Below are 20575 nucleotides of genomic sequence, written 5' to 3'. Positions count from 1 at the left end.
TTGCTGCCGGGAGCAAAGCAAGGCCGCGTTCCTCATCGGAACGCGGCCTTTTTTTCCTATTTGGCGGACGCGTCGAAGCGCTGGCGGAAATCGGTGAGCTCGATCGAGAAGTCGTCCATCCGGTGATAGTCGGCGTCGCTGAGATGGGGTTGTTCATGCCCCTTGTACCAGGCCGCATATTCGGGCGTGTCGACGCTCAGCTTCTTGTAGTGCGTCGAATAGGTGCGGACCTTCACCACGGGAACCTTGCCCGCCATGTCGAAGGTCATCAGCCGCATCCAGCCGTCGCCGATCCCGATCGGCCAGTCCGACTTCACGCCGGCGTCCTTGGCGGTCTGCCCCCGGTCCTGATAGTCGGCCAGCACCTGATGGACGACATGGCCGAAGCGGTTCGCGTCGGCCCGCATCGCCTGCCCATGCTCATGCCCGCACAGCACCAGGAAGATCTGGTCGTGCTGGCTGATCAGCTTGTCCCAGATCATCTGCGGGCTGTTGTCCTGCGGGTCGGCGGCGTGGCCGTCGATCATCGGGTTGGGAATGCGCTTGCCGTCCTTGTCCATATAGTCGTGCATCGACACGATCGTCGGCAGGCCAGGGAAGCGGCGGATCACCGACGCCGCCCATTCCAGCGAGGCGTCGGGCGCGTCGAACTGCAGGCCGATGTGCAGGAAGCGATAGCCGCCCGCGGTGAAGAGCTGCGCCGCGTCGGCGCCGCCGTCATGCGAGGCGACATACCAGGGCTGCCCCTTGAAGAAGGCGCTCTGATCCCCGAACACCGACCGGAAATTGTCGAGGCCGCCGGGGTGCAGCATGCCCAGGGTCGACATGTCCTTGGGATCGAACTTCGCCGCCGGCGGGAATTTGGAATCGGTCCACATCGCGTCATAGTCGTGGTTGCCGGGGATGACCGAGAAGGGCACCTTGCCCATCAGCAGCTCATAGCCCTTGCGCGCCGCCGGCATCTCCACCGAGGTCACCTTCGGGGTCGGCGCGAAATGCGCGTCGAGCACCGGGTTCGGCGCGGTCTTGAAGCCGCGCGCCGCATGGCCGGCGTCCATCTTCAGCGTCTGGTGCTGCCACACGTCACCGAGGCCCGCGACGAAGGCGATGTCGCCGCCGGCGCTTTCGACGTTGTCGGCGATATATTGCATCTGTTCGAAGAACATCCGGTTCGCGTCGAAGGCGAAGCCCTCGGCCGTCTGGTGGGTGTAGTCGACATAGTTCTGCGTGTCGGGAATGACCGCGATGGTGAAGCTGTCATCGCCCGCCAGCACCGGCGAAGCCAGCGCGGCCAGGGCGATCGCCGACCCGAGGGCGAGCTTGCGCGTCAGCGAAGAAAAGGATGCCATGGGGGATTCTCCTCTTGGGATCAGAATTTGATGCCGAATTCGGCGCGATAGGTGCGGCGCGAACCGGCGATGAAGGTGGGGATGCCGAAATAGTCGCCGGTATTGCCGGCATCGACGAGGAACTTCTTGTCGGTCAGGTTGTCGCCGACCAGCGCGAAGCTCCAGCGATCGTCGGCGCCCTTGAAGGTGAGCCGAGCGCTGAGCAGGCCGAAGCCGCCCTGGAATTCGTCCACCACCATGTCGGACAGGGCGACCGGAACGCGCTGTTGCAGGTCGAGCCGGTCGTTGTCGTCGAAGAAGTACATCTTCGACTGCCAGCTATAGAGCGGCGCGAAGCTGACCGATCCGCCCGCCACCGGCAGGGTGACGTCGGCGCCGACCGCGAATTTGTGATCGGGGCTGTTGCGGAAGCGATTCCCCTTGAACGCGCCCGACCGGAGCCGCGCCTTGTTGTAGCCATAGCTGCCGAAGATCGACAGCTCGCGGGTCAGCGCGACGTTGAGCTGGGTCTCGAAGCCCGTCGCGTCGGCCTTGCCGGCGTTGACCGTCGCCAGCCGGCCGTTGACGAGGCCCTGGGTCTGGAAATTCTCATATTCATAATGGAACAGCGTGGCGTCGCCGACCACGCGCCCGTCGAACAGGCGGAACTTGACGCCGCCCTCGACCGAATCGAGCCGTTCCTCGGGGATCAGGTCGGCCGGCCGGGTCGGGTTGATCTGCAGGGTCTCGGGCCGCTTGCCGACGCCATAGGCGACGAACAGGTTGACGTCGGGCGTCAGCTTGAAGCGGGCGCCGCCACGGCCGGTCACGATCGTCGAGCTGTTCTCGCCGCGCAGGACGGCGCCGCCGGGGGTCGGCTGGAGCAGGATGCCCGCGCCGGTCAGGTTCGACGGCCCGAGCGGAGTCAGCCCCTGGAGCGACGCCTTCTTCTTGTCCCAGGTGATGCGGCCGCCGGCGAAGACCTCGAGGCGCTCGCCGAGATGCGCGGTGACGTCGCCGAAGATGTCGAAGGTGGTGATGTCGGCCTTGGTGAGCTGCCGGTCGAGCGTGAAGGGCTTCAGCCCGGCGGCGGCCGGCCCGAGCAGCGCGTTGATCTCGTTGTTGGTCAGCCCGCGCGGCGCGAATTTCTGCAGGGTGCCCGAGAACATCAGCGCCATCGCCCGCTCGTCATAGCCCAGGTCGAAGTTCATCCCGTTCTTCGCCTTGAAGGCGCTGCCGCCGATGAAGCCCTCGAACGGCCCGACATCCTGGAAGTTGAGCCGGGTCTCCTGCGAATATTGCTTGCCGTAATTGCACTGCTCATAGGCGATGATGTTGGTCGGCGTGCCGTCATTGTCGCCGCTCTGGCAGGCGTCGAACCAGCGATAGCCGGTGATCGAGGTGATCGAGAAGCGATCGTTGATCGTCCAGTCGGCCGTGCCGCTGATCCCCAGTATCTCGCGATGGAAATAGGCGGTCGGGATCGTCCCGAAGCTGTTCAGATGGGTGGGCGTCCAGAAATTGAGGTCGCCGACGACCGCCCCGGTCGCCTGGTCGAGCGGAACGAAGGTGCGCGACTTGAAGGGAACGCCGCCGTCGGTGTCGTCGACGTCATAGGTCGCGATGAGGTTGAACTTGAAATCGCTGCTCGGCTCGAACTTCGCCGCGAAGCGATAGGCCTGGGCATCGAGCGCGTTGTAGCTCCCCTGCCCGTCGACATCCTTCACGAAGCCGTCCCGCTTGCGCAGCATCGCGCCGAAGCGCACGCCGACCGTGTCCGACAGGGGAATGTTCGCGATCCCCTGGACATGCTTGTAGTCATAGGTCCCCAGCCCGCCCTTGAGCTCGAAGCTCAGATCGTCGGTCGGCCGCTTCTGGAAGATCGAGACGCCGCCGTTGAGCGCCGAGCGGCCGTGCAGGGTGGATTGCGGGCCCTTCTCGACCTCGACCCGGTCGACGTCGAACATCTCGCCATAGGAGGCGGTCGCCTGCGACGCGGGCACGCCGTCCTGGAACACCGCGACGCGCAATTCGCTCTGCGGCGAGAAATCGTTGGAGGTGATGCCGCGCACCGAGAAGCCGGGGGCGAACTTGTCCTGCAACTGGATGACGAAGCCCGGCGTGATCGCCGACACCTTCGACAGCTCGGTTCCGCCGACCTGTTCGAGGAACTGCGCGCCATAGGCGCTGATCGACATCGGCACGTCGGTGATCCGCTGCTCGCGCTTCTGCGCGGTGACGATGATCTCCGCGCCGCCGTCGGCGGAGTCGGCGGCGGCCATGTCGGCGACCTCGGCCGCCTGCGCCTGGGCGATCGAAAGCGAGAGAAGACTGGAACAGATCAATATTCGATACAGCACGGCGCGGCCTCCTGAGGTATTTACGAGACGGCCGTGTATCGATATTCTGTGACAGAATTGCTGCACCGCAAAAGGAATCCGGATGACCGACACGATCCTCGTTCAGCGCGCCCGCGGTCGGCCCCGGGACTCGGGCAAGGACGCTGCGATCCGCGAAGCCGCATGGCGCATCCTGGCCGAACGCGGCTTCGACGGGCTGACCTTCGAAGGCGTCGCCGAACTGGCGAGTTGCAGCCGCGCGACGCTTTACCGGCGCTATGCGTCGAAGGTCGAACTCGTGGCCGCCGTCCTCTATGAGACGTCGCGTTCGATCGAGCCGACCGTCCCGGCCGATGCCCAGCCGCGCGACATATTGATCGCCCATGCCACGGCGGCGGCCCTGTACATGTCCGGCGACCGGGGCCAGGCGCTGCTGAACCTCACCATGGCCACCTTCCGCCTGCCCGAGCTGGCATCGGCCACCGAAAGCTTCGGGGAGAATGAGCGGGAATATTATCTGCGCGAACTGCGCCGCCTAAGGCCCGGCGCGACCGAGGCGACGCTGGCCTTCGCCTGCGACACGCTGATCGGCGGCATCCTCTATCACGCGACCTTCCGGCAGCGGTCGCTCGCTTCCGGCGAGATCGCGCGGCTGGTCGACGGCGCGATCGCCCTGCTGGCCGACTGAGTCTCCCCGGAACTCGCCGGTCAGGCCGAGCGGCGGACGACCCGCAGCTTGCCGCTGGTGCCGCCGCCGCAGAAGAAGCGGCCGCCGCCGTCGGAATCGAGCCCCGAAACGCCGATGCCGGCCGGCATGTCGATGCGATCGAGCACCGCCCCGCTACGGTGGTCGATCCGCCGGATATCGCTGGCGTCGGCCTGCGAGGTGGCGTGCCACAGCTCCCCGTCGATCCAGGTGACGCCGGTGACGAAACGGTCGGAGTCGATCGTGCGGAGGATCGCGCCGGTATCGGGGTCGACCTGGTGGATCTTGCGCTCGCGATATTGTCCGACCCACAGCGATCCCTCGGCCCAGGCCAGGCCCGAATCGCCGCCGCCGCCCGGCGCCGGGATGGTCGCCAGCACCTTGCCGGTGCGCGGGTCGATCTTGCGGATGACGGCCTCGGCGATCTGGAAGAGATGCGCGCCGTCGAAGGTGGTGCCGGCATGGGCGGGAACCTCCACCGCATCGACGATCTCGCCGCTGTCGGGATCGAGCGCATTGACCCGATCGCCCGAGGCGAACCAGACACGCCGCCCGTCGAAGCCGACCCCATGGACAGCGTCGACCTCGGGAAAGGGGCCGAACTCGCGCAGGATTTCCGCCGTTCGAGGCTTCATGATCATCATCCTTGCAAGGGGGGGGCGGGCTCGCTTTCCCCTTACCCCACCGGCAGCGCGGCCGGGAGTAACAAGCTTGTCGGGAAACCGGGCACCTGCCGCGCCGTCCAGCGGCAGGCCCGACCACGGCCGAAGCAATCGGCCTTGCCGGCCGCCGCCAGCGCCTCCAGCGCGCGCTGGACGGTGCGCGCGCTGACCCCGAGCGCGAGCGCCAGCGCCGAGCTCGACCAGGCCTCGCCATCGGCGAGCAGCGCCAGCAGCGCGGCATGCTCCTCCTCGTGCGGCGGCAGGAGCAGCCCGACCGACGCGCCGTCGCCGCGCGGCTGGAGCAGGAAGCCGCCCTCCGTGGCGTGGAGTTCGGCCAGCGGCCCCAGTTCGGCGCGCAGCCGACCGATCTCGACGCGCAGCCGCCCGCGATGCGATTCGTCGGCCTGCCGCGCGCGGAACGCCCGGGCGAGCAGTTCCTCGCGCGAGACGTCGCCCGGCCAGGCCTGCGCCAGCGCGCGGGCGAGCGCGAAGAGGACCGGGCGGCTGCCCAGCGGAACCACCTTGTCGCCAGCGTGGACGAGGTTGCGGCAGGCGTCGACGACCAGCATGTCCGACGCCAGCACCGCCTCGACATCGCCGAGCAGGAGCAGGCGCCCCTCGCCCCGCGCATGGAGTCGGGCGGCCGGCGCTTCGAAGGCCTGGGCGGCGCGCTCGACCTCGGCGACGAGCGCGGGCACGGCGATCCGGCGGGCCGCCCGCGCTGCCCGATCGAGCGCGGCGCGCGCCGGTTCCGCCTCGATCCGGCGCATCGCGATGCCGGCGGCGACCAGCCAGGCGCCCGGCCGCGAGACCGGCGGGAGCGCATCGGCATCGATCGAGTCGAGCACCCTCCCCGCCTCGTCGAGCCGGCCGATCAGCAACAGGCAGCGCGCCTCCAGATAGCCGGCATGCGCCGCATTGGCGCGGTCGCCGTGCGCCTCCAGCACCGCGCGCGCCGTGCCGAGCGCGCGCATCGGTTCGGCCAGGTCGCGCGACACCAGCGCGATCTCCGCCTGGGCGACGAGGCAGCGGGCGCGGGCGACCGGCTCGCGCGCGCCGAACGCCCGCGCCGCGCGCCGCAGCAGCTCCCGCGCGCGGGGAAGATCGCCGAGCTGGGCCATCGCGATGCCGCGCAGCGCCAGCGCCGCCGGGTCCTCGCGCAGCGCGACGCGGTTCAGCGCGCCGAGCGGATCGCCCAGGGCGAGCGACCGGGCGGCGGCTGTCACCAGCGAGTCCATCGCAATCCCGTCACAGTTGTAACTCCCGCCATCGCGGCCCCCACTCCTATCCTCGCCGGCACGACGATGGAAACCGGAGGATGACGATGGCCATGACCGCAAGGACCCGCTTCACCGTGGCGCGCCCGCTCCGGCTGGCGGCGGCGCCGACCTTCGCGCTGATGGCGCTGGTCTCCTTCGCCGATGCGCCGCCCCTCGCCCACTGCGCGGCCGGCGCCACCGTCCTGCCCGTCGACGGGATGACGGCGATGTACCTGTTGATGACCCTGTTCCACCTGGCGCCCTGGCTGAGCCCGGCCGCACGCGACTGACCGATCACGAGAGGAGACCGACCATGTCCCATGCCATCGTTTCGCGGGAAGAATGGCTGACCGCCCGCAAGGCCCTGTTCGACAAGGAGCGCGAGATCACCCATGCGCTCGACGCGCTGCGCGCCGAGCGGCGGGCACTGCCCTGGGTGCGGATCGACCAGCCCTATGTCTTCGAAGGGCCGCAGGGCTCCTGCACGCTGGACGACCTGTTCGGCGACCGCAGCCAGCTCGCCGTCTACCATTTCATGCTGACGCCCGGCTCGGACCATATCTGTCCCGGATGCTCGTTCACCATGGACCATGCAGACGCCGCGCGACGGCATTTCGAGCAGGCCGACCTCGCCTTCGCCGCGGTGTCGCGCGCGCCGGTCGCCCAGATCGAGGCGGCGAAGAAGCGGCTGGGCTGGACCTTCCCATGGGTGTCGTCGGGCGAAGACGGCCGCTTCGCCTATGATTTCGACGTGTCCTTCACCGCCGAGGACCGCGAGGCCGGGCGGGCGCTCTACAATTACGGCCATATGCACATCCAGCGCAGCGCCGACATGTTCGGGCTGAGCGTCTTCGCGAAGGACGAGGCGGGCGACGTCTTCCACAGCTATTCGACCTATCATCGCGGCACCGAGCTGCTGATGGGCGCGTTCAACTGGCTCGACCTGACCCCCAAGGGCCGCAACGAGACCGGCGGCACGATGAGCTGGGTGCGCCTGCACGATCAATATTGATCGCGCTCCCTAGGCGGCGGGCGGCACCGCGCAGCCCGTCGCATCACATCCCCCGGCGGGGTCGGCCATGGCGCTCGCCGCCACCGGCTCCGCCAGCAGGGTCCCGAGGATGCTGCCGAGCGCAAGGTCGTCGATATGGCCGAAGCGCTGGAAACGGCGGAAGCCGTTGCGATCGACGACGATCAGGGTCGGCGTCCCCTGCATGCCATAGGCCGTCATCGTCGCCGGCAGCGCGCCGTCCTGGCGGTCGATGCCGATCGGGAAGCCCAGCCGATATTCATGCGCGAAGGCGGCCAGCGCCTCGCGGGTGCCCTGGGCGGCGTGATGCTCGAAGACGGTGTGGAGGCCGATGACCGCCAGCTGGTCGGCCGGGAAGGTGCGCGCGACGCGCTGTATCTGGGGAAGGCCATGCTCGACGCAGCCCGGACAGAGCATCTGGAACGCCTCGATGACGAGGACCCGGCCGCGAAAGTCGGGAATGTCGAGCGGCGTCGGACTGTTGAGCCAGCCGCTGGTGATCAAGGCGGGCGCGGGGCGAAGGTCCATGACGGAGACTCCTGATCGGCTTGCCCCAGCCTGCCGCCGGAACGCCGGACATTGCAAGCGCTCCCTCCCTTGCCGGCCCGAAAACGCAAAGGGTTGCCAGCCGGGCGGGAGATCGTTACCTCCTGCACCGTCCCAATTTCGAGGAAAGGAGGGCGCAGATGTTGTTTTCGACCGCAATACGCCCTCTCGGCGGGTTCCAGGCCATCGGGCGTTTTCGCCACTAGGTCCTGAGACCTCCCTGATCCGGCCTGTTCGTCCGGATCGCCCCTGACATTCCTCGCATTGGAGACGGCGCCCCGGCGCCGGTTCACGACATGACATCGACACGGGACAAGGGCCGCACGGATTCGATCCGTCGCGTCCTCACCTTCACCTTCCGGCACTGGAGCAGGCTGCGCGGCCGCGCGGCGTTCGTCGCGCTGTTCATCACCGCCGCGACGGTCACCGAGATTTTCGTGCCCCTGTTCGCGGGCCGGCTGATCGACGCCCTCGCCGCAGACCGGCGCGACACCGCGCTGGCGCTGTTCGGGGCGATGGCCGCGCTCGGCCTGGCGATGGTGGTGCTCCGCCATATCGCCTGGGCGGGGATCGTGCCCTTCACCCTGCGGATGATGGGCGACGTGACCCGCGACGCCTTCCACCGCGTCCAGCGCTTCTCGACCGACTGGCACGCCAACAGCTTCGCGGGGTCCACCGTCCGCAAGATCACGCGCGGCATGTGGGCGTTCGACACGCTCAACGACGTGCTGCTGCTGCAACTGCTGCCGTCCACGGTCGTGCTGCTCGGCACGATGCTGCTGCTCGGCTGGCGCTGGCCGGTGCTCGGGCTGGTGATGGGCATCGGCGCGGCGGCCTATGTCGCGATGACGGTAGTGCTCGCGACGCGCTGGGCCTCCCCCGCCGCGACGCTGTCCAACGCCTGGGACACGAAGCTGGGCGGGCTCCTCTCCGACGCGATCGGCTCGAACGCGGTGGTCAAGGCGTTCGGCGCCGAGGACCGCGAGGAGGAGCGCGTCGGCCGGCTGCTCGGCAAATGGGCGAAGCGGACGCGGCGCACCTGGATGCGCTACACCTGGTCGGGCAGCGCGCAGATCCTGGTGCTCTGGGGCATCCGCAGCGCGATCACCGGCGCCGGCCTGTGGCTCTGGTGGCGCGGCGAGGCGACGCCGGGCGACGTCACCTATGTGCTGGCCAGCTATTTCGTCGTCCACGGCTATCTGTTCGACATCGGCTTCCACATCCACCACCTGCAACGCTCGGTGAACGAGATGGAGGAACTGGTCGACCTGCACGACCAGCCGCTCGGCATCGAGGATCGCGGCGACGCGGCGCCGATCCGGATCGGCGCGGGCGAGGTGCGTTTCGAGGACGTCACCTTCCGCTATGGCGGGCACGAGACGCCGCTCTACGAGCATCTCGACGTCACCGTGCGGGGCGGCGAGCGGATCGGGCTGGTCGGCCATTCGGGATCGGGCAAGACGACCTTCGTCAAGCTCGTCCAGCGGCTCTACGACGTGACCGAAGGCCGGGTGACGATCGACGGGCAGGACGTCGCGCACGCCACGCAGCAGTCGCTGCGCGGGCAGATCGCGATCGTGCAGCAGGAGCCGATCCTGTTCCACCGCAGCCTGGCCGACAACATCGCCTATGCGCGCCCGGGCGCGCGCCAGGACGAGATCGAGGCGGCGGCGAAGCTGGCCAATGCGCACGACTTCATCATGAAGCTGCCGCGCGGCTATGCGACGCTGGTCGGCGAACGCGGCGTCAAGCTGTCGGGCGGCGAGCGCCAGCGCGTGGCGCTCGCGCGCGCCTTCCTCGCCGACGCGCCGATCCTGATCCTCGACGAGGCGACGTCGAGCCTCGATTCGGAGAGCGAGGCGCTGATCCAGCAGGCGATGGACCGGCTGATGAAGGGCCGCACCGCGATCGTGATCGCCCACCGGCTGTCGACGGTCCGCACGCTCGACCGCATCCTAGTGTTCGACCAGGGCCGGATCATCGAGGATGGCGACCATGACCGCCTGCTCGCCGATCCGGACGGCCGGTATCGCCGGCTGTTCGACCGGCAATCGGGCAATATCGTCGACGAGGCGCCGCTGCTCACGGACGCGTAAGGTGGGACGGACGGCGGTTCAGACCGCCTCCACCCCCAGCACTTCGATCGCGTCCGCCTTGCCGGCGAAGTCGGCGAAATCCCCCTCCCCCGCGCCGATCAGCGCGCGGGCGAGCGGCGAGGAGAAGGAGACGAGGCCGGCCGCCGGGTCGGCCTCGTCGTCGCCGACGATCGCGACCGCCTTCTCCTGTCCGTTGAGGCGGTAGCGGACGCGGGTGCCGAAGGCGGCCTCGTCGCCGTCCGCCGGGGGCTGGATCTCCATCGTCGCGTGGCGGGTGGTCCAGTAGCGAAGGTCGCGCTTGAGCGACTTGAGCTGCTCCTCGGTCGCCTTGGCCGCGACGGCGGCCTCGATCGCGGCTTCGAGCTCGGCGACCCGCGCCGCGATCAGCGCCGCGCCGCGTTCGGTGACGAGGTTCGGACCAGGCGGGATCGGCAGCTCGAACTTGGGTTCGAGATGCTCGTCGTCGCTTTCCCGGCGGAAGGCGACGCTCACGCCGCCGCCACGATCGACACGCCGTCGCCGCCCGCGGGGACATGGCGGCGGACGCCGACCCGCTTGAGCAGCAGCCAGAGCGCCTCGACATGGATGCCCGCGACCACCTTCAGCGTCAGCAGCGGGTGGCGCAGGAAGGCGCCGAACAAAGCGCCGTCGCCCAGTTCGCACCGATCGCCCTGGAAGGCGGCGACGATCAGCGGCCCGTCGGCATCGCCGCCGGCGACGACCACGCGGGTCTTCTCCATCGGCGGCTCGACGGTGAAGTCGTAGCGCATGTCGATGTCCATGAACGGCGACACATAGAAGCATTTGTCGCACGCCTGGCGGATCAGCGCGTCGCGCCCATGCCCCTCCGCCACCGGGATGACGTAGCTGTGCCGCTCCTTGAAGGTGTTGGTCACCTCATAGACGATGGTCGCGAGGCTGCCGTCGCGGCGATGGCAGAACCAGACCGACAGCGGGTTGAAGACATGGCCGAACATGCGCGGCATGGTGAGCAAACGGATCGGCCCGCCGTCCGGTTCCTGCCCCGCCCGGCGCATCAGCGCCTCGACCTGGGGCCTGAGCGGCGCGCCCGAACGATCGCCATAGTCGCGGTCGTGGAAGGAGAAGAGGTTGAGACGGTTGCGCGAGAACAGCCGGCAACGTGTTGATATCTCATCGATCTCCTCGAGGTCAAACAGGCATTGGAAGATGCGGTAGCGCAGATTGTGCGCGCGCGGGCGGAAGCGGCGGTGGAAGACGGTGCCCGCGTAGATCGCCGATTTCACGCCGCCGCTTCCCGTGTTGCCGCCGGGCCGGCGACCGGATCGATCGCCAGCCGGCCATTGGGTTCGTCGACCGTCCAGGGCCGGCGCGCGCCGAGCATCTCCGCGACGGCGAGGCCCGACTGGAGGCCGTCCTCATGGAAGCCCGCGCCGAGATGCGCGCCGCAATAGAAGGTGTTGCGCTGCCCCTGGATCGCCCAGATGCGGCGCTGCGCGTCCATCGCGGCATGGTCGAAGATCGGGTGATCGAAGCTGGTGCGGCTGATCTCCTTGGCGCGGTCGATCGCGCGGTGCGGGTTGAGCGTGACGATCAGCGGATCGCGGGTGCGATAGCCCTGGAGCTGGTTCATCCAGTAGCTGACGCACAGGTCGCCGGTCGCGTCGTTGGCGTGACGGCGGCCGAAATAGTTCCACGCGCCCCACAGCATCCGCCGCTTGGGCATCAGCGCGGCGTCCTGGTGCAGCACGACGAGGTTGGAGCTGTAGCGGAACGCGCCGAGCAGCTCGGCCTCCTGCGGGCTCGGATCGGCGAGCATGGCGAGCGCCTGGTTGCCGTGCGCGGCGATCACCACCTCGTCGAACCGGTCGGCATGGCCGCGCTGGTCGGTGATCGTCACCCGGCCGCCCTTGCGCTCGATCCGCGCGACGGGCGAGGCCAGCCGCAGCTCGCCGTCGAAATCGGCGAGGACGCGGTCGACATAGATCTGGCTGCCGCCGACGACGGTGCGCCATTTCGGGCGGCGGCCGAGGTCGAGCAGGCCGTGGTTGCTGCAGAAGCGGACGAACGCCTCGGCCGGATAGTCGAGCAGGAGCTGCGCGGGCGCCGACCAGATCGCCGCCGCCATCGGCAGCAGATGATCGTCGCGGAAGGCGTCGCCATATTGGCCCTGTTCGAGCAGCTGGCCCAGCGTCATGTCGCCGAAGCCGCCCATCCGCGCCGCCGCCTCGCGGTAGAAGCGGACGAGGTTGCGCAGCATCGACCAGAAGCGGCGCGAGAAGAGGTTGGAGGGCTGGGCGAAGAGCTGCCAGATGCGATCGCCCGCCGCATATTCGAGCTTGCCGTCGTCGAGCGACACCGCGAAGCTCATGTCGGTGGCGCGGGTCGGCACGCCGAAATGCTCGAACATCGCGATCAGGTTCGGATAGGTGCGGTCGTTGAATACGATGAAGCCGGTGTCGACGCCCAGCACGCCGCCGTCGCCCGTATCGACGTCGACGGTGCGGGTATGGCCGCCGGGCCGGTTCTCCGCCTCGTAGAGGACGACGTCGTGCCGCTTCGAGAGGAGCCATGCCGCCGACAGTCCGCTAACGCCGCTGCCGATCACCGCGATCCGCCGCCCCATGCGGATGTTCGTCATGCCCATAGCCCCCGTCATGTCGCCCTGCTCCCTTGCCCTCGCTCCCAGATACGGCGGGCGAAGCCAGGGAGTTGCGCGCGGCCCCTCGTCCGTCTGCTAAACCGCGCTGCGGAAAGCGCAAAGTCGAATCTTGCGCAACCGCCTTGGCGGGATGCGCCGTATAGGGTTACGAGATGGTTCCGGCTGAGTTCGGGTGCCGGGCCCACCGTCTCTCCGTCATTCCCGCTTTCGCGGGAATGACGAGGAGGATGGGCATGAAATAGCTTTGGGCCAGGACAATAAGGCGGGGGGTTGATGAGCGGACTGGACAGCATCCTCGCCGCATCGGTCGTGCTGTCGGCGATGATGGCGGCGGCCTGGGCGGTGCAGCGGGCGACCGGGCAATCGGGCTGGGCCGACGTCTTCTGGTCGTTCGCGATCGGCATCGGCGGGCTGGTGACGGCGCTGATGGCGGCCGGCGACGGGCCGATCGAGCGGCGCTGGCTGGTCGCCGGCATGGTCGTCTTCTGGTCGATGCGGCTCGGCTTCCACATCCTCGCGCGCACCGCGACCGCGACGGCGGAGGACCCGCGCTATGCCAACCTGCGCCGCGAATGGGGCGATCGCTTCCAGGCGCGGCTGTTCCTGTTCCTCCAGATCCAGGCGCTGTGCGGGATCGGGCTGGTCGTCACCGTTTACGCCGCCGCGCACCGGCCGGGCCCGGCCTTCGCCGCCGGCGACTGGATCGGGCTCGCCCTGCTGATCGTCTCGGTGGTCGGCGAGGGCGTCGCCGACGGCCAGCTCCGCGCCTTCGCCGCCGACCCCGCCAACCATGGCAAGGTCTGCGACCGCGGGCTGTGGCGCTGGTCGCGCCATCCCAATTATTTCTTCGAATGGCTCGGCTGGCTCGCCTATCCGGTGATCGCGATCTCCGTGACGGGCGGCTGGTGGCCCGGCTGGCTGGCCCTGGTCGGCCCGCTGCTGATGTACTGGCTGCTCGTCCACGTCTCGGGCATCCCGCCGCTGGAGGCGCACATGCTGCGCAGCCGGGGCGACGCCTTCCGATCCTATATGGCGCGGACCAGCGCCTTCTTCCCCCTCCCACCCAGGAAAGCTTGATGGACATCATCGCCGCCGCCACAGCAGCCGTCGAACGGCTGCCGCTTCCCGACGCCGTGACCCTGGCGGGGGTCGAGTTCCTCGTCGGCCGCACCGGCCGCAAGCTGGCGAAGCAGCCCGACATCGAGGCCGCCTTCGCCCGCGACATGGACGGCTTCCCGATCGCGATCCACACCGACGACGCCAATGCCCAGCATTATGAGGTGCCGGCCGCCTTCTTCGACCTCTGCCTCGGCCCGCGCCGCAAATATAGCTGCTGCTATTATGAGGGACCGCAAACGACGATCGCCGAGGCCGAGGAAGCCGCCCTCGCCCAGACCGCCGAGCATGCCGGCCTGCGGGACGGGCAGGAGATATTGGAGCTCGGCTGCGGCTGGGGCTCGCTCAGCCTGTACATGGCCGCCCGCTATCCCAACGCGCGGATCACCGCGGTCTCCAATTCCCATTCGCAGCGCGAGCATATCGAGACGCTCGCCAGGGCGCAGGGATCGACCAACCTGACCGTCGTCACCTGCGACATGAACGATTTCCAGGCGGACGGCCGCTTCGATCGGGTCGTCTCGGTCGAGATGTTCGAGCATATGTCGAACTGGCGCGCGCTGCTGACCCGGGTGAAGGGCTGGCTGAAGCCCGACGGGCTGCTGTTCATCCACATCTTCACCCATGACCGGGCGAGCTACCGCTTCGACCATGGCGACAAGGCCGACTGGATCGCCCAGCATTTCTTCACCGGCGGGATCATGCCCAGCCACGGCCTGCTCCGCCATTTCCCCGACCTGTTCGCGGTCGAGCAGGAATGGCGCTGGAACGGCGAGCATTATGCCCGCACCGCGTTCGACTGGCTCGCCCGCTTCGACGCCAACCAGCCGGCGATCGCCGAGATATTCCGCCAGACCTACGGCGCCGACGCCAGGCTGTGGGAGCGGCGCTGGCGACTGTTCTTCCTGGCGACGGCCGGGCTGTTCGGCCACAAGGACGGCGTCCCCTGGGCGGTCAGCCACTATCGGCTGCGGCCGGCGGGGTAAGGCCGCCCGCCCCTATCAGATAGACGATATCGCGGGCGCGCGGCTTACCGGGCCGCACCGCCCTGCCCTACTCTTCCCGGCGAACGACGCGGAGAGGCGGCAGGATGGGCTATTCGGTGGAGACGCTCCGGGAGGGGCTGGGGTTCGGCAAGCAGGTCGTCGGCCTCGCCCGACAGGACATCGATCGGGAAGCGGTGCGCGCCGAACTGCGCGACCACTGGATCCGGGACGGCCTCGTCGTCTTTCGCGGCAGCGAGGTCACGCCCGAATTCCAGATCGCGCTGAGCCGGGTGTTCGGCGAGCTGGAGGTCCATCCGATCCCCGAGCTGCGATCCGCCGACCATCCCGAGCTGATCACCCTCGTCTCCGACAAGGACAAGGAAGGGCTGTTCGAGGTCGACGGCGTCGAATCGGTCGCCTTCCTGCCCTGGCATTCCGACCTGATCTTCGTCGACAGCATCAACCATGGCGGACTGCTGACCGCGAAGACGATCGCGAGCTGGGGCGGGCAGACCGGCTTCATCGACCAGGTCCAGGCCTATGAGCTGCTGCCCGAGACGCTGAAGGCGGAGATCGAGGGGCTGGAGATCGTCTACCAACTCTGCGTCAATCCCGGCGGCTCGCGCTACGGGACCAGGAGCCGGGTGCGCACCATCCTGACCGGCGATTTCGAGAAATCGGTGGGGCCGCGCCTCGACGCCGATTATCCACCGGTCGTCCATCCGGTCGTGTTCGTCCAGCCGGATACCGGCCGCAAGGTGCTCAACGTCTCGCCGTTCGGCGCCCAGCATATCCTGGGCCATGACGATGAGGCCGGCCATGCGCTGCTCGGCCGCCTGGTCGATCACCTGACCGCCTGCCCCGCCTATTTCCACCAATGGCAGCCGTCGGAGATGCTGCTGTGGGACAATTGGCGGATGGCGCATTGCGTCACCGGCGCGGCCCCCGACGAGGTGCGGATCATGGAGCGCACGACGATCATGGGCGATTACGGCCTCGGCCGCCGCCTGCACGGGCGGAAGGCGGCCTGACCGGCCCGCATCGTCAATCCTCGCGGAACGCCTCCCGCCGGACCGTCTCCGCCTCCTCGAGATAGCGGCGCCGGGCATAGCGTTCGGTGACGACGCCGACCACCCGGCCTTCCGGGTCCACGACCGCCAGCTCGTCGGCTCCGGCAGCGTCGAACCGGTCGAGGATCGCCTCGATGCCGCTCGTCGGCTGGAGCGTCGCGTCGCCGAGCGTCGCCAGCGCGTCGATCCGCGTGGCCTGGTCGAGATCGGACCGGTAGGCGGCAGCGGTCGGGACGATCCCGCCATAATGGCCGTCGGCGTCGACCATCACCGCGCGGCTGGTCGACCCCAGCGGGATGCGCATGCGGAACTCGGCGATCGTCATGTCGGCCTGCACAGGCACCCAGTCGCGCCGCATCAGCCGGCCCGCGTTGAGATCGAGCGCCCAGCCGACGTCGCGCGGCCCGCGCACCCCGGCGCCGCGCAGGTGCAGCCGCCATGTCGAGAAGGAATAGCCGAACATCTCGCGCGTGAAGGCGCTCGACACCAGCGACGCGGTCAGCACCACGCCCATCAGGCCGAAATCGCGGGTCGTCTCCAGCACCAGGATCGACAGGGTCATCGGCCCGCCGACGATCGCCACGCTCAGCGCCGCCATCCCCACCAGCGCCGCGTCGGTGACGTCGACCATCGGCCCCAGCGGGCCGAGGGCGAGCAACTGCGCATAGATCTGCCCGACCAGCGAACCGAGGAAGAGCGAGGCGAAGAACAGGCCTCCCCGGAAGCCGAAGCTGAGCGAGATGACCGAGGCCGCGATCTTCAGCACCAGGACGACGACGAGGAAGGTCGTCGCGGGATGCAGCAGCAGGTTGAGATGCAGCGCCCCATGTCCGGCGGACAGCGATTGCGGCGACATCAGCGCGATCGGCATCAGGATGAGGCCACCGACCAGCGGCCGCCAGCCGTCCAATATCTTCCAGCCCTGCACCCGGCGCTCGGTGGAGGTGACGAGCCGCATCACCAGGATGCCGAGGCCGGCGCACAACAGGCCGAGCAGCGCGAACAGCAGATAGTCGACGCTGGTCACCGTCCGCTCGGCGCTCGACACGAGGAGATAGGGCTCGACGCCGAGCGCGCGGGTGACGAACGCCGCCGCCAGCGCCGCGCCCATCACCGGCGCGATCGCGGCCGGCGTGTAATTGCCGATGACGATCTCGAACGCATAGAAGGCGCCGGTCAGCGGGGCGCCGAACGCCGCGCCCACCGCCGCCCCCGCCCCGGCGCCGACCAGCGTCCTCAGGTCGCCGCGCCGCAGCTTGAGCCATTGGCCGAGCATCGAGGCGACGCCGCCGCCGACCTGCGCATAGGCGGCCTCCAGCCCGACCGACGCCCCCGCGCCGTTGGAGATGATCGTCTGCGCGGCGATGACGAGATTGTCCGCCGGCGGAATCCGCCCGCCGTGCAGCGCATTGGCCTCGACGACGTCGACCAGCGGCCTGCTGCGCCGCCGCACCAGCCGCGACAGGAGGATCAGCAGCAGCCCGCCGATCGGCAGGGCCAGTAGCTTCCATGGGTGGTGGATCGATCCCAGCGCGCTGAGCCGGTTGATCGTGACGCCGTAGAAGAGCTGCTGCAAGCCATGAGCCAACGCCTGCTGGACATTGGTCAGCAGCCCCGCCGCCAGGCCGACGATCGTCGCGAGCAGGATGAAGGCCGCCTCGCTCTCGCGCAGCCGCCGTCGCTGGCGGAGCGCGAGGGACAACAGGAGCGACCTCAACGAACGGCGCATCAGCCCTCGGCCGGCGACAGGCGGCGGCGGTCAGTCACCCGGCACATTCTCCCCCCTGCCCCAGTCGCGGCCCTCGAAGGGGGTGATGGCGACCTTCAGATCCTCCCAGCCGTCGATGCAGCGCAGCGAGATGCTGATCCCCTCGGGGTGCGAGCGCGGCCGGTAGAAGCTCTTGATCCCGCATTGCCCGCAGAAGATGTGGCGCGCCTTGCCCGATCCGAAGCGATAGGTGGTCGTCTCGCGCTGGCCTTCGATCAGGCGGAAGCGGCTGTCGGGCACGATCAGGTGCAGATAGCCCGTCATCGAACAGATCGAGCAGTTGCAGTCGAGTATCTCGAGCGGCTCCTCGCCGACCTCGGCCTCGAACCGCACCAGCCCGCAATGGCAGCCGCCTTCCACCCTCACGCCCTCAGCCCTTCGTCGCCAGCCGGGTGAGCAGGAAGCCGCCGGTCGATCCGACCGCGGAGACGAAGGTGCCCCACGCCATGTCCGCCAGGGTGATCCGGGTCGACCAGACCGACAGGGTCGCCTGGTTGGTCAGGTCGTAGGTCGCATAGGCGAAGAAGCCGAACAGCGCGCCCTTGACCAGCGCCGTCCGCCACGCGCCCGCGACCAGCGCCGGGTGGACCGCGAAGACGATCAGGCCGGCGATGTAGAGCGCATAGAAGACGATCGCCGGCGCCATGCGCGGCTCGGGCGCCAGGATCGCGCCGATGATCGGTCGGTAGAGCGAAGGGCCGACCTGGGTCAGCCAGACGGCGTCGACGATCGCGAAGACGACGAGCGTCGCAAAATAGGCGATGATGATGCGGGTCATGCGGGCCTCCCCCTGTTCGCCGCCTTCATGAACGAAGCGCCGGGCGTCGTCATCCCCTCCGCTGCCGTCCTTGTCTTTTCGCCGGCAAGCGCCGATGTAGCGGGCGCCGGTGTGGGCCCGGCCAAGATTCGGGGAACGCATGTCGGTTTCAGAGCGTGGCAAGAGCAACGCCACCGTCTTCATCGTCGCCACCATCCTGATCGACGCGATCGGCTTCGGCATCGTCATCCCGGTGCTGCCGCGCCTCGTCATGGAGGTCGGCCAGCTCGACCTGCCCGCGGCGATCCGCGTGGGTGGGTGGCTGTCGGTCGTCTATGCGCTGATGCAGTTCCTGTGCGGGCCGCTCGCCGGCAATCTCGGCGATCGCTTCGGCCGCCGGCCGGTGCTGCTGCTGTCGCTCGCCGGCCTCGCCGTCGACTATGTGCTGATGGGGTTTGCCCATACGCTCGCTTTGCTGTTCCTCGGGCGGCTGATCGCCGGCGTGTTCGGCGCGTCGTTCAGCCCGGCGACCGCCGCGCTGGCCGACATCACCGCGCCCGAGGACCGCGCCAAGCGCTTCGGGCTGGTCGGCGCCGCCTTCGGCATCGGCTTCATCCTCGGCCCGGCGCTCGGCGGCATCCTCGGCGAGTTCGGGCACCGCATGCCCTTCTACGCCGCCGCGATCTGCTCGGCGCTCAACTTCACGTTCGGCTTCTTCTTCTTTCCCGAGACGTTGCCGCCGGAGAAGCGCCGGCCCTTCAGCTTCGCCCGCGCCAACCCGGTCGGCGCGCTGCTGCAGGCGCGCAAGATGCGCGGCGTGCTGGGGCTGTCGGGCATCCTGCTGCTGTGGAACATCGCCTCGATGGTCTATCCGGCGACCTGGTCCTTCTTCGCGATCGCCCAATATGGCTGGTCGAACGGGATGATCGGCCTGTCGCTGGCGCTCGCCGGCATCTCCATGGCGGTGGTCCAGGCCACCGTTCTCGGCCGGGTGATCAAGCGCTTCCGCGAGCGGCGCACCGCGATGATCGGGGTCGCCGTCGCCGCGTTCGGCTATCTCGGCTACGCCCTCGTGCCCTATGCCTGGTTCGGCATGATCGTCATCGTGATCACCGCGCTGCAGGCGCTGGTCCAGCCGTCGATCACCGCGCTGATGTCGCAGCGCGCCCCCGCCGACGCGCAGGGCGAGATGCAGGGCTTCATCGGCAGCCTCAACGCGGTCGGCGCGATCGCGGCGCCGCTGCTGCTCAACCCCGCGCTCGCCTGGTTCACCGGCCCCGACGCGCCGGTCCATTTCCCCGGCGCGGCCTTCGTCATCGCCTCGGCCTTCGCCTTCGCCGCGCTCCTGTCGCTGGCGATGACGCGGCGGATACGCGACGATGCGGCGGTGGATCAGATGCCGTCGGCGACCGGGGCGTAGCCGAGCAGGACGAGGCCCTCGCCGATCGCCGCGATGCAGCGGTCGACGGTCAGCGGGTCGGTCGAGCGAACGACGAAATTGGCGCCGACCCGGCCCTCGCGGAAGAACGGATAGCTGCCGATCTGCGCCCCCGCATGGGCGCGCTCGGTCTCGCGCAGCAGGTCGGCGATCTCGCTTTCCGGGACCCAGCAGCCGATCGTCCGCGACAGCACCGGCAGGCCGCCTTCGAGCTGGTCGGAGAGCGCCTCCAGCATCAGCCCGGCGATATGCGGCACCCCCGCGAGGATGAAGATGTTGCCGAGGCGGATGCCGGGCGCGCCCGACATGGCGTTCTCGATCAGCTCGGCCCCATCGGGAACGCGCGCCATGCGCAGCCGCGCGTCGGTCAGGCCGCCGCGCGTCGCATAATAGCCTTCCAGCGCGGCGCGGGCCTTGGGATGGACGACCACCGACACGCCCAGCGCCCGCGCGATCGCGTCGACGGTGATGTCGTCATGGGTCGGACCGATGCCGCCGGTGGTGAACAGATAGTCGTTGCGCGCCTTGAGCTGATGCACCGCCTCGCCGATCGCGTCCATGTCGTCGGCGACGACGCGGACCTCGGCCAGCCTGATCCCCTGCAGGTTGAGCCAGGTCGCGACCTGCCCGACGTTCCTGTCCTGGGTCCGCCCCGACAATATCTCGTCGCCGATGACGAGCAGGGCCGCCGTCCAGATTCGCTCTTCTGTTTCCGGGCCGATCATGATGGTCCCATAGAGCGGGATCGGCGGAGGGGGAAGCACCCTGCACCCCTTCCCTTCCGCATTTCCCGCCCGCGGCCCGTCGGCGCTCGCAATAGGGCCGGAGATCGC

At 68.9% G+C, this 20575-nt stretch carries 20 protein-coding genes; 8 read left to right on the top strand and 12 right to left on the bottom strand.

Going from position 1 to position 20575, the window contains the following annotated elements; genetic code table 11:
- Positions 1-56: 56 nt before the first annotated feature.
- On the bottom strand, positions 57-1349 hold the full coding sequence (locus HRJ34_RS01645) for a metallophosphoesterase family protein (protein ID WP_208633170.1): 1293 nt from the start codon (positions 1347-1349) through the stop codon (positions 57-59).
- A gap of 20 nt (positions 1350-1369) precedes the next feature.
- A complete protein-coding gene (locus HRJ34_RS01640) occupies positions 1370-3688 on the bottom strand; it encodes a TonB-dependent receptor (protein WP_081492251.1) in 2319 nt (772 codons plus the stop codon).
- 82 nt (positions 3689-3770) lie between these two features.
- Between HRJ34_RS01640 and HRJ34_RS01635 the strand changes: the two genes are divergently transcribed.
- Positions 3771-4355: a TetR/AcrR family transcriptional regulator gene (locus tag HRJ34_RS01635; protein ID WP_012051024.1), complete on the top strand. Its 585-nt coding sequence runs from the start codon at positions 3771-3773 to the stop codon at positions 4353-4355.
- A 20-nt stretch (positions 4356-4375) separates the two neighbouring features.
- Here HRJ34_RS01635 and HRJ34_RS01630 read toward each other — a convergent pair whose 3' ends face one another.
- The gene (locus HRJ34_RS01630) at positions 4376-5008 is read right to left on the bottom strand and encodes a glutaminyl-peptide cyclotransferase (protein ID WP_226949004.1); all 633 of its coding nucleotides are present in this window, start codon (positions 5006-5008) and stop codon (positions 4376-4378) included.
- Positions 5009-5049: 41 nt separating this feature from the next.
- Positions 5050-6261: an HTH domain-containing protein gene (locus tag HRJ34_RS01625; protein WP_226949003.1), complete on the bottom strand. Its 1212-nt coding sequence runs from the start codon at positions 6259-6261 to the stop codon at positions 5050-5052.
- 104 nt (positions 6262-6365) lie between these two features.
- Between HRJ34_RS01625 and HRJ34_RS01620 the strand changes: the two genes are divergently transcribed.
- Both HRJ34_RS01620 and HRJ34_RS01615 read left to right on the top strand, forming a co-directional pair.
- Positions 6366-6584: a hypothetical protein gene (locus HRJ34_RS01620; RefSeq protein WP_226949002.1), complete on the top strand. Its 219-nt coding sequence runs from the start codon at positions 6366-6368 to the stop codon at positions 6582-6584.
- 23 nt (positions 6585-6607) lie between these two features.
- Positions 6608-7306 carry a DUF899 domain-containing protein gene (locus HRJ34_RS01615; protein WP_012051020.1) on the top strand — a complete coding sequence of 233 codons (699 nt, stop codon included), beginning with the start codon at positions 6608-6610 and terminating at the stop codon, positions 7304-7306.
- Between the two features lie 9 nt (positions 7307-7315).
- Here the strand turns inward: HRJ34_RS01615 and HRJ34_RS01610 are convergent, their stop codons facing one another.
- Positions 7316-7852 (bottom strand): redoxin domain-containing protein, encoded by a 537-nt coding sequence (locus HRJ34_RS01610; RefSeq protein WP_030090259.1) that lies wholly within the window; start codon positions 7850-7852, stop codon positions 7316-7318.
- A 314-nt stretch (positions 7853-8166) separates the two neighbouring features.
- Here HRJ34_RS01610 and HRJ34_RS01605 point away from each other — a divergent pair, with 314 nt between their 5' ends.
- Positions 8167-9966: an ABC transporter ATP-binding protein gene (locus HRJ34_RS01605; RefSeq protein ID WP_208633166.1), complete on the top strand. Its 1800-nt coding sequence runs from the start codon at positions 8167-8169 to the stop codon at positions 9964-9966.
- 18 nt (positions 9967-9984) lie between these two features.
- Here HRJ34_RS01605 and HRJ34_RS01600 read toward each other — a convergent pair whose 3' ends face one another.
- Genes HRJ34_RS01600 through HRJ34_RS01590 form a run of 3 tightly spaced genes read right to left on the bottom strand, consistent with a single transcriptional unit; the run spans position 9985 to position 12586 of the window.
- Positions 9985-10458, bottom strand: a complete 474-nt coding sequence (locus HRJ34_RS01600) for a GreA/GreB family elongation factor (RefSeq protein WP_012051017.1) — start codon at positions 10456-10458, stop codon at positions 9985-9987.
- Positions 10455-11231, bottom strand: coding sequence for a DUF1365 domain-containing protein (locus HRJ34_RS01595; protein WP_208633165.1), 777 nt, complete (start codon positions 11229-11231; stop codon positions 10455-10457). Before HRJ34_RS01595 ends, HRJ34_RS01600 begins: the two co-directional genes overlap by 4 nt.
- Positions 11228-12586: an NAD(P)/FAD-dependent oxidoreductase gene (locus HRJ34_RS01590; protein ID WP_226949001.1), complete on the bottom strand. Its 1359-nt coding sequence runs from the start codon at positions 12584-12586 to the stop codon at positions 11228-11230. The genes HRJ34_RS01595 and HRJ34_RS01590 overlap by 4 nt, the downstream gene beginning before the upstream one ends.
- 294 nt (positions 12587-12880) lie before the next feature.
- Here HRJ34_RS01590 and HRJ34_RS01585 point away from each other — a divergent pair, with 294 nt between their 5' ends.
- From HRJ34_RS01585 to HRJ34_RS01575, 3 genes are all read left to right on the top strand, one after another.
- Positions 12881-13684 (top strand): DUF1295 domain-containing protein, encoded by an 804-nt coding sequence (locus tag HRJ34_RS01585; RefSeq protein WP_208633163.1) that lies wholly within the window; start codon positions 12881-12883, stop codon positions 13682-13684.
- Positions 13684-14709, top strand: a complete 1026-nt coding sequence (locus HRJ34_RS01580; protein WP_208633162.1) for an SAM-dependent methyltransferase — start codon at positions 13684-13686, stop codon at positions 14707-14709. Before HRJ34_RS01585 ends, HRJ34_RS01580 begins: the two co-directional genes overlap by 1 nt.
- Before the next feature lie 104 nt (positions 14710-14813).
- On the top strand, positions 14814-15740 hold the full coding sequence (locus HRJ34_RS01575; RefSeq protein ID WP_208633161.1) for a TauD/TfdA dioxygenase family protein: 927 nt from the start codon (positions 14814-14816) through the stop codon (positions 15738-15740).
- Positions 15741-15753: 13 nt separating this feature from the next.
- On the opposite strand, the gene HRJ34_RS01570 is transcribed toward HRJ34_RS01575, so the two are convergent.
- The 3 genes from HRJ34_RS01570 to HRJ34_RS01560 are packed head-to-tail and all read right to left on the bottom strand — an operon-like array spanning position 15754 to position 18325.
- On the bottom strand, positions 15754-17508 hold the full coding sequence (locus HRJ34_RS01570) for a chloride channel protein (RefSeq protein ID WP_208633160.1): 1755 nt from the start codon (positions 17506-17508) through the stop codon (positions 15754-15756).
- 30 nt (positions 17509-17538) lie between these two features.
- Positions 17539-17913 (bottom strand): GFA family protein, encoded by a 375-nt coding sequence (locus HRJ34_RS01565; protein ID WP_208633159.1) that lies wholly within the window; start codon positions 17911-17913, stop codon positions 17539-17541.
- Positions 17914-17917: 4 nt separating this feature from the next.
- Positions 17918-18325 carry a DUF2177 family protein gene (locus HRJ34_RS01560; RefSeq protein WP_012051009.1) on the bottom strand — a complete coding sequence of 136 codons (408 nt, stop codon included), beginning with the start codon at positions 18323-18325 and terminating at the stop codon, positions 17918-17920.
- A 139-nt stretch (positions 18326-18464) separates the two neighbouring features.
- On the opposite strand from HRJ34_RS01560, the gene HRJ34_RS01555 reads away from it, so the two are divergent.
- On the top strand, positions 18465-19724 hold the full coding sequence (locus HRJ34_RS01555) for a TCR/Tet family MFS transporter (RefSeq protein ID WP_012051008.1): 1260 nt from the start codon (positions 18465-18467) through the stop codon (positions 19722-19724).
- On the opposite strand, the gene HRJ34_RS01550 is transcribed toward HRJ34_RS01555, so the two are convergent.
- A complete protein-coding gene (locus tag HRJ34_RS01550; protein WP_012051007.1) occupies positions 19697-20467 on the bottom strand; it encodes a competence/damage-inducible protein A in 771 nt (256 codons plus the stop codon). The genes HRJ34_RS01555 and HRJ34_RS01550 overlap by 28 nt on opposite strands.
- Positions 20468-20575 lie beyond the last annotated feature (108 nt).

The sequence above is a fragment of the Rhizorhabdus wittichii genome (assembly GCF_017607425.1).
In the GTDB taxonomy this organism is placed as follows: domain Bacteria; phylum Pseudomonadota; class Alphaproteobacteria; order Sphingomonadales; family Sphingomonadaceae; genus Rhizorhabdus; species Rhizorhabdus wittichii.
Note: the sequence above shows the minus strand (reverse complement) of the source record. Positions and strands in the feature narration are given on the sequence as shown.